The organism is Okeania sp. (assembly GCF_035285525.1).
Lineage (GTDB): Bacteria > Cyanobacteriota > Cyanobacteriia > Cyanobacteriales > Microcoleaceae > Trichodesmium.
On the sequence record NZ_JAYKGW010000177.1, the window covers coordinates 1 to 9,553 of the forward strand.

The 9,553-nt window shown below is 34.9% G+C and carries 6 protein-coding genes; 2 read left to right on the top strand and 4 right to left on the bottom strand.

Going from position 1 to position 9,553, the window contains the following annotated elements:
• Positions 1-639: 639 nt before the first annotated feature.
• The 4 genes from VKJ25_RS17290 to VKJ25_RS17305 form a co-directional block, all read right to left on the bottom strand.
• Positions 640-1,545, bottom strand: coding sequence for a PD-(D/E)XK nuclease family protein (locus VKJ25_RS17290; RefSeq protein WP_324237881.1), 906 nt, complete (start codon positions 1,543-1,545; stop codon positions 640-642).
• Positions 1,546-1,946: 401 nt separating this feature from the next.
• On the bottom strand, positions 1,947-3,941 hold the full coding sequence (locus VKJ25_RS17295; RefSeq protein WP_324237882.1) for an ATP-binding protein: 1,995 nt from the start codon (positions 3,939-3,941) through the stop codon (positions 1,947-1,949).
• 128 nt (positions 3,942-4,069) lie between these two features.
• Positions 4,070-4,192: a hypothetical protein gene (locus tag VKJ25_RS17300; protein ID WP_324237883.1), complete on the bottom strand. Its 123-nt coding sequence runs from the start codon at positions 4,190-4,192 to the stop codon at positions 4,070-4,072.
• A gap of 187 nt (positions 4,193-4,379) precedes the next feature.
• Positions 4,380-5,114 carry a hypothetical protein gene (locus VKJ25_RS17305; protein WP_324237884.1) on the bottom strand — a complete coding sequence of 245 codons (735 nt, stop codon included), beginning with the start codon at positions 5,112-5,114 and terminating at the stop codon, positions 4,380-4,382.
• Positions 5,115-6,429: 1,315 nt separating this feature from the next.
• On the opposite strand from VKJ25_RS17305, the gene VKJ25_RS17310 reads away from it, so the two are divergent.
• The gene (locus VKJ25_RS17310) at positions 6,430-7,605 is read left to right on the top strand and encodes a Rho termination factor N-terminal domain-containing protein (RefSeq protein WP_324237885.1); all 1,176 of its coding nucleotides are present in this window, start codon (positions 6,430-6,432) and stop codon (positions 7,603-7,605) included.
• A gap of 577 nt (positions 7,606-8,182) precedes the next feature.
• Positions 8,183-9,391: a glycosyltransferase family 4 protein gene (locus tag VKJ25_RS17315; RefSeq protein WP_324237886.1), complete on the top strand. Its 1,209-nt coding sequence runs from the start codon at positions 8,183-8,185 to the stop codon at positions 9,389-9,391.
• Positions 9,392-9,553: the final 162 nt, after the last annotated feature.

Below are 9,553 nucleotides of genomic sequence, written 5' to 3' on the forward strand. Positions count from 1 at the left end.
TGAAGTAACAAAACCCAACTTTTAACAACTTTGTGTAGATTGAAATGAAGTAACAAAACCCAACTTTTAACAACTTTGTGTAGATTGAAATGAAGTAACAAAACCCAACTTTTAACAACTTTGTTTAGGTTTATATTGAGGTAAAAAAAACCCAACTTTTAAAAAATCTGTGTAGATTGAAATGAGGTAAAAAAACCCAACTTTTAACAACTTTGTTTAGGTTTATATTGAGGTAAAAAAAACCCAACTTTTAAAAAATCTGTGTAGGTTGGGTTGAGGTAAAAAAACCCAACTTTTAAGATCAAATCTGCTGGCTTTGGAGAATAAGATTCTACCATCATAAAAGAGCAAAAACTCCTAGTTTGTAGAGGGTATGGTTCCCGAAAAATTGGATACAAAACCCTACGATATTAAATTCTACCGATGCTACCGGATTTGATATAAAAAGATTATCAGGACTAAAAAAATTAGAAAAGCAATTTCAATTGAGATTGCTTCGCTGTTGCTCGCAATGACAGAAATACCTTGTTTTGCGTAAGTCCTGATTATATAGCAATAGGGTTCAGTTAAGGGTTGTTTTTAAAGTTTTGTAGTCTGAAAACCCTAATTATTAATTATTAATTATTAATTATTAATTATTCAACCACTTCTCTCAAAAAAACTCTGACACCTTTCCCTCTGAGGACAAATATCACACAAATACTCTTTCTCCGTCCGTGGAGGTGGATCAGATTGAAACCGCTCCCATCTCAACCACTCCCGCATTTCCTCTAACTTACCCGGAACTAAACACTCCACCACACTCTCCAACTTTTTCCATGAATAATAATACTCCCCCAACTCAGGCAAAACCCAATAAACAACAGTATCAACAGGCACTTTTTTCTTTTGTTTCAATAAAAAACTATAGAGAGCAACCTCTATCAACTGAGACGATACTTCCGCAGTTTCATAAGTTTGAAAATGAAACACACACAAGCGACGAGACTCAAAATCAAAAATTAAATTATTAACCTTTCCTGTTAACTTTTGAGCCTTACCATCTGGTATTTTAAAAGTATAATCTACAGGTATTTCTCCCTTAATTAATGTGCGACGAAATACAACACTTTCATGGCAGTAACGCCGATTTTTAACAATGATTTCAGTTATATGAAAAATTATTTTAATTAGTACCTGCCAAACTTCATACAGGCAGGTTGCTAAACTAATATTTTTAGTAATAATTGTTTGTAAATAAGGAAAGAAAATCAACTCATAAAATAATTGTTGTATTTGATTAGCGATCGCCCCTACCTCCAATCCCTCAAACTGTCCTGTAAACAAAACCTGAACTTTAGATTCTTGCCGAATCATATTAATTAATTGATTAACTAAATCAACAAAAGCACGATCGATTTCTGGGATATAATCCTGTGGCAAAAAGAGATAATCACCTCCAAAACTTTGTTTTAAATAAAACAAACGGGGGCAATCAAAAGCAACTTTAACATCATTAATATTAAATGGTGGAGATTGTAATTGAGGTTTATTACTTATTGGCATTGACGGACTATTTTAATTTTCCTGTTTTTTCAAGTAATTAACGTAACTATGGTTTTCAGAACTTCCATTCTGGAATGCTGCGCCAACAGCTATCATGCCAAATCCGGCATAATAATTATGACAATAAACCGGGTTTATTGCTGGGATGCGTAAGTCTTGATAGTGCTATAGCCATTCTTATAAATTATCAGTTTTGTCTATAACAATCAGTTGTAGTTTGTGAGAGTTTGTAATATTTTATCTAACGGGGTTTGGAGACCAAACCCCTACAGTTTTTTCTCACATCTCATTCCTGATTGCCATACAATTAATTATAATCATCAATTATACATTCCTGGTTAAAAAAACCATCAACTCTCAGTCAATAAACTAATAGCTCAATGCTAAAAGCTGATAGCTAGTTAACCAGGAACAAAACAAATTAATTGTTCATCCACATTTGATGTAGGGGCAAGAATTTTTATTTTTTGTTCTCCCTCAAGTTGTGCAATTATTAGATCAACTTTTGAATGCTCTATTTTGATAAATTGATTTAGTGTATTTTCCAGAATGCTGTTGCGTTCTATAAAACTTTTTTGTCTAATTAAATTTAACACAAAATTCTTAATTTCATCTAAATCTGGATGATTTTGCTTTTCTTGAATATTTGTAGGAAAAACTATAGACAAATCTTGTAATAAACTACAGTTATTGAAAATTTGTGATTCACAAATTATCTCTTCTAACTGTTTCAAACTAATAATCTCATCTTCAATCGCTAATTCATTAGCCAGGGCAGCATTCACCAAACTATGATATGTAGCCAGAAAATAAACCGACTCCAAATTAGGTATAATGTGAATATTTTTTGACCTACCTTGGAAAATTTTTCTATACATTCTGTAACTAAGATTATTAACATTTCCTACATCAGCAGCTCTCAGCAAATATAAAGTTTCACATAACTTTTTATCCACAACTTTCTGGCAAGCATTCATCGTATTGAAAAAGCTATTCATATTTGGATCTTCAGTCCAAACTACACCAATAATTTCTTCTTGATTTTGTTGTTTATAACTCAAAGAATAGTTAGCATATTTCCCACTTAATAATTTAGTTTTCACCTCCTGATATTGTAAAGCATTTAATACTTCTGCTAACATCCGAATCAATTCCGGTGCTGCTAAATAAGTAATTTTACTAATTTTTTTCTGAGTCTTGTTGTAGTTTTCTTGCCAAATCAACTTAAAAGTTTCCCAATGTGTTTTTGGTACTAAATCTTGACTATTTTCTGTCTGATTTAATAATTTTATTTTGTACTGCTCATATTCCTTACGTCCTAACTCTAATATATTCCGAGGTAGAGTTTTACCACTGGGAAACTTCTGTTCTAATATTTCTTTTGACAAAGGGAATATAGCAGATTCAGGCTGTGGTTTTGCCAGAGAATATAAAAGATTTAATCGAGCTGCTAATATAGCTTCACCCTGTTCTAAACTAATGGGTTTTAAATGAAAATATCCCGCATTAACTCTCGCTTTATCTGCTGGTTGAATCAAGACAGAATTTTGTTTCCAGGTACTCGTAATAATACTAATAATTATCAAAAAATTCTGTGGATAGTGAGTATGAATACTAGAATTAACATTAAATAATGCTTGTAAATCTAAAGTTCCATTTAACAACCGAGGAATATTATCAAGATTATCAAAACATAAAACAATAGGTTGAGACGCAGCCGAAATAATCCCCAAATTAGTAATAATTTTTTGGGCAGAATCTTCAGAATCTATACTACCTCTAATTCCCAAAGATTTTAAATCCCCCTCATCTAAATCATCCCCCCGTAACCACTCACAAGCAACATCCCTATACTTAGAATCTAGTAGATGATAAAGAGCGCTGAAAAAATCATTAGGATTATAAATTCCAGAAGGGTAAATTGCCTTGAGATTTCTGATAAATACTCTTCTTTCACCAATAATTTTTTGGAGCAAACCACTATTTTGGAAAGTCAATAAACCTTTGAGCCATAGTAACAACTGAGAATCTGTTTTACCCTCCGGAATTTTCATCAAACAATCAACAGTTTGGCGTAAGATATGTCGCCAAATATAATCGCTATCAGGCCAAGGATCAATATAAACAAAAAAAGCCTTGGTATTGAATAATTTTTTGATTCTTCCTAAAAGGTAACTTTTACCAGAACCAGAATCACCCGTAAGTATTAAAGTACGAGGATTATGTTCCTGAGCAACCTGCTCCAATACTGTTTCTATATCACTGATAATATTTTCATGGATAGAATCAACATTTAGACTAGGATTTTGTTGCTCTTGCCAAAAATTAATGGTATAAAGAGTAACGGGGTCGAAAGGATTCGGTTTTCTTTGAATAATCTGATCTATAGATTCCATACTATAATTTGTTCATCTTTTGCAGAATGGTTAGAAAATTACGATACCAAATATAGCGCTATGCGCAAGTAAGATAAGGGAGCATTGACTTAATCAAAGACTAACGATATTATACGTTATCAAGCATATCATGTTTTGCGCCAGCGTTCGGAGTAAACAACCTGAATATCTGTGAATAATAAACCATCGACGGTCTCAGTAAAATCAAGTAGGGACGTTCCATCGAATGTCCCTACACATCTGGTTGTCACTTTATGTGAAGCTTTGTATCAGTTTTATAGATCGGCAGTGTCGCAATAAGCAACAACTAGAGCGGTTGAATTAACTATTTGGGGCTAGTAACGGAGTAGATGGAATCAATTACTACAAGAGCAAATCTCCGCGTCCCCGTGTCAAATATTAAAAACATACCTGTTTAAGCTATTCCCTACTCCCTAATTAGTAAGAAATGATGAAAAATAAACATCCGCCAATATCTTGAGGAATACCTGCTTCAATTTGTTCTGGTGTGTAAGCTCTTACCTCCTGTAGGGAACTTAATTCTATCTGGTCACTTCTTTCTAGACGATAGAGTGCTTGATCTAATTCTGTTCGAGATAAAGGAGGCTGTAGTTTTTCTCGTAAATGAAAAATTGGCAAATAGTTATCTGTACCTAGATTATGGTCTAAACCTCGAATCACAGCTAAAATCTCAGAGTCAGTAGGTTTACCATTCGACATCTTTGAAGTTATCTTTTGATCTGGCTTAGAGTAGTCAGAACAAATATTTGTGCGCATTAACTGGAGGTAATCACTTAACATTTTCAAAGAAATTTCTTTTGCCGTACTGCGGGAGGAATATCCTTGGCATAAAAATTGTTTTCCTTTTTCTGTTAGCCATACTTCTTTGATTTTCTGAGCAACAACCTCAATCAAACCTTGGTCTGCTAAATCTGCAATAACAGCTTGTCTATAAGTAGAGTTTATACCAGTCTCCGATGGAGGAATAGCACCCTTAACAGTTGCCTTGAGCAACTTTAACTCTTCCTCAGTTATTGAGCTGACAACTTTTTTACTATCTAGCAGTAATTTTCCCTGGGGTGATATATTAATTTTTGTAACTTCCTTAGTAAACTTTACTAATCCTTGATCACAAAGTCGGTAACAGATTTCATCCCGTTCAGAAACCTTCATTTCAGGTTCTGGCTGGATTTTACTAATAGAGACTCTATAGTTTTTGTAGCCTAATAATTTCAAAAGAAACTTAAGATATTTAATATTCATGCGATCGTCCGTTACCCACTTGCAAAAATCAGCTAATTAATATTATTATTATTTTAATTAAATAGGTAAAGCTTGACTATTTTTTGTAAAAAAGTTAAAAATAACTTCAGGTAATTTAATGGAGTTGTGCCAAATTCCATAAACGAAAATCTAAATGCCTTACTCTATAATCAGCTTATGATAACTAGATTTGGTGTTATGTGATCGCGTCCTGACATGGCCAGAAAAAAATCTGCCCTCAACCGACTTAGATCGTAAACATTAAATCTGAGCAATATTCCTCAAATTTTCTCTCGGAAAATTCCTAATTAACTTGTAGGATGTCTATAGATTTAGATCTAAATTTCCACAAGTAAGTCAAGGAATACGGTCGGGAAATCAAGAGATGTCAATGTCTCTGGATGAGTAACTAATGATGCTCTCAGTAGAAGCATAAAAATCGAAATGTCATTAATTGTGATATTCTTAGATCGGTTTTATGAATTAGCTGAGTAGCTTATAAATATAGGACTTACACGGGAAGAACCCGGTTTCTACAATAATATAGTTGTTTTGAGCAATAGATATCTACCCTCGTACCGGGTTTCTCCTAAGTTAAGTATATAGGACTTACGCAAAGAAACCCGGTTTCTACAATAATATAGTTGTTTTGAGCAATAGATATCTACCCTTGTACCGGGTTTCTGGGTTCACATGGTTTTAGTCCTGAATCTAGTCTCAATGTGGCCGTTTTGACTGAAATTGTACTTCATAAACAAGCAATGTGGAAATCATGGTGTTAACCCATTAAACCTCAAAGCTAACAAACAATAAGTATGTTAAAGTAGTCATAAGAAAACAATCTGGGTAAACCCAAAAAATTAGACTAAGGCGTGGTAAAAACCAACAAGTTCAAATGTAATGCTGGTGAGCGTACCTATAATCTATAATATATAAAGCTTGTAGCCTAAGAATTAATCATAATTTCCCAGATTTAGTTATCATAAATCTGTTAGGCAGCATTGAGCATTTACTAATTCTCACCACCTAAACCCTATTTTTTCAAACTGGGATGAAATTTAGAATGTTTCCAACTACTGGGAATCCTAAAAATTTTGAATTTTTCCAAAGTGATAAATAAGGAGTCACAAATTAGCTATAATTGGGTTCATACTGCCTATTATAAAGTTCTGAACAATATTTGATGTTAGGAACCAAATAAAGTTGTAAGCAAATGGTTTCATCAATGCAAAAAGATCGAGCAGTAAGTTTGGAATTGATTCCCATATCCAAAATTACTGTGCCAGAGTCTCAGGAGAAAGATATTCCACCTGAAAGACATCAAGCTCTACTTAAGAGTCTTGCAGATCAAGGTTGTAACTTGATTCCACTACTTGTTAGATTAAAGGAGAACTACGACTCTGAATCTGAACAGCAATACGAAATTATTCGTGGTGCTGATTGGTGTCAAGTTGCCAAAGAAATTGAAATCGAGGAACTATGGGCCTGGGTTTATGAAATGTCAGATGAACAAGTAGAAATAGCTATAGCAGAGATAGAGCAGTTAACTTATCAACTACATATCTCTGAAACACCAAACTTCGATCATCTACTGCAGCAACTTGAGGTATCATTTAATCAAAAAGTAGATTCTTTAACCAAAGAAATCGCTCAATCAATGAATAAAAATGAGGAGGTTATCAAAAAACAACTAAAATCTTTTGACCAAAAAGTAGATTCTTTAACTCAAAAAATCGACCAATCAATGAATAAAAATGAGGAGGTTATCAAAAAACAACTAAAATCTTGGCAGGACAAAAGCATTGACATTAATCAAATTGAGCAGCTCAAAGATTTGATTACAAGCTTAGAAAATTCAATTAACAATAAGGTAGAAACATTGGCAGGAAAAATCGCAAGCTCAACAACTAAAAAAACAACATCTATTTCTACAGGAGTGAAAATGGAATTATTATCAAAACAACTTGACGATCTTGATAGACAAATAGAGAAAAAACTCGAAGGGATGGTCAAAACAGTTAATCAGTTTTCTCAGTCAATTCAAGACTTAGAAGATGACTTAAAAGTTCAGGTCTCAGCCGTTCGACGTCATTTGCAGGCAATGCCAGAATTTGATTCTGTTGCCGAAGTAGAAACTAAAACTGATACACCAAGCAAGACAACGACCAAGAGTAAGTCCACTTCCACAACCTCTAAACCTAAGACGACTAGCACAAAAACTACTACTAGAAAGACTAAATCTAGCTCACAGGTGGAGCCAGAAGTTCCCATTGATGATTATGATACTAAGTCACTGAGACAACTGAAGAAAATCGCCCAAGAACGGAAGTTGCGTGGTTATGCGCGGATGAAGCGTCCGGAAATTCTTAAGGCTCTTCGGGAAGCTGATGCTGCTAGTTAGGATCGACTTAATCCTGAGTATTGAAAGTTGCCCCATTCATTATGGGATGATTTTAATATTCCCCCAAAAATTTGTCCGGATCGAGCAATAGCTTCAGCTTGTGCAAGTTTAACAAATGAAATAGACTTCTCCAAAAATTAATCTCAAACCCTTGAAATACTAAGGTAGAAATTTAGTGGTTGGAGATGTCTAATTAGGTAGGGCTGGCGCTCAAAAGTCTTTTGGTTAAGAATAGGAAGAAGTCAGAGTCCAGAATCCAAAAGGAATAAAGATTATAGAAGAGTAGGGACGTTGTATGCAACGTCCGTACAGAATAATCAACAGCATGATTTTCAGCCCCTATCTTACCTGCCTAAATTGTGATCTTGACAATTTTGGATTTGAGAACGCATCAACTCCACTTGTTATAGAGATAGGAAAATAATGTGGCATCATCATTAAATTTGATAAAATATCGGTCTGTGGCAGCATCAAAACCAGAGGGTATATTATTAATTTGACTGGTAGTCCTGTATATGGTGTTGTATAACAGATTAGCTATAATAAAGACAAATTATAGATAGGACTTACCTACCTTATGAGAATTTTAATGATTTCCTCTACTTTCCCTTATCCTCCTAGCCAAGGTGGTACACACATTAGAACATTTAATTTACTGAAATATCTGAGCCATAAACACTCTGTTACTTTGGTAACACAACGTTCTCCAGATGTCAATGATGCGGAGGTAGATTCATTGCGAGCTTTTGTAGAAGAGTTGGCCATGTTCCCCTGTCCTCAAAAACCTAATCAAGGAATTGGGCAAAAGCTCAGACGTTTTAGTAATTTTTTAATTGAAGGTACTCCACCAAGCGTTCTCTCAAGATATTCCCCAGAAATGCAAAAATGGATAGATGATTTTGTGGGAGCAGGTAAATGTGAGGCTATATTGTGCGAACATTCTGTTAATGAAATTTATGTCCGCCCTCAATGGCAGGAGAAAGTAAAAACCTTAGTTAATGTCCACAGTTCAGTTTATGGTAGTTGTCGGCTACAGTTGGAAACTGGTACGGAAGAGAAACCGTGGCGAGATAGAATTAATCTTCCTCTACTCCTGCGTTATGAAAAACGGTATTGCTCAAAATTTTCTCATATAGTGGCAACAACTGAGGATGATGGGAAACAATTGCAGGAATTTAGCCCAAATAGTAAAATTGCTGTTATTCCCAATGGGGTAGATCTTAGTCAGTTTCCTTATCGTAGTGCGGATCCAGGAGGAAAAAAATTAGTTTTTGTGGGAGCTATGGATTATTTATCTAACATTGATGCCGCTCGGTTTCTGACTCTGGAGATATTGCCGAAGGTACAAGAACGTTATCCGGATACAACTTTAGCATTGGTAGGGACAAGACCTGTACCGGAAGTAAAGGAACTTGCAACTCATCCAGGAGTAAAAGTTACGGGTCGTGTACCTTCAGTGGTAGATTATTTTCATCAAGCTACGGTTTGTGTAATTCCTATGCGTAGTGGTTTTGGGATTAAAAATAAAACTTTAGAGTCAATGGCAACAGGTATCCCGGTTGTGGCCAGTGACCGGGGGTTAGAGGGGTTAGCAGCTGATGGTGCAGATACACCACTTAGAGCATTAAGGGCTAATGATGTGGGAGAATATGTAGAGGCTATTGGGCGATTATTTGAGGATGGACAGTTGAGACAAAAGTTGTCAGAGAACGGGCGATCGCTCATCGAAACCGACTATACTTGGGAGGTTCAAGGTCACCGCTATGAGCAGGTTTTACTAGGATAATGAAAAAAAAGATTGATAATGCCAATAGTAGGGGCGGGTTTTTATCTAAGAGTTCAATGCTCAACCCAAAATTAAGTAAACCCGCCCCTGAAAATTAATTTTTTATCTAAGAGTTCAATGCTCAACCCAAAATTAAGTAAACCCGCCCCTGAAAATTAATTT

What these genes read in the sequence shown, in the direction of transcription:
- VKJ25_RS17290 (WP_324237881.1), bottom strand. Translation starts at nt 1,545, where the DNA reads ATGCCAATAAGTAATAAACCTCAATTACAATCTCCACCATTTAATATT.
- VKJ25_RS17295 (WP_324237882.1), bottom strand. Translation starts at nt 3,941, where the DNA reads ATGGAATCTATAGATCAGATTATTCAAAGAAAACCGAATCCTTTCGAC.
- VKJ25_RS17305 (WP_324237884.1), bottom strand. Translation starts at nt 5,114, where the DNA reads ATGAAGGTTTCTGAACGGGATGAAATCTGTTACCGACTTTGTGATCAA.
- VKJ25_RS17310 (WP_324237885.1), top strand. Translation starts at nt 6,430, where the DNA reads ATGCAAAAAGATCGAGCAGTAAGTTTGGAATTGATTCCCATATCCAAA.
- VKJ25_RS17315 (WP_324237886.1), top strand. Translation starts at nt 8,183, where the DNA reads ATGAGAATTTTAATGATTTCCTCTACTTTCCCTTATCCTCCTAGCCAA.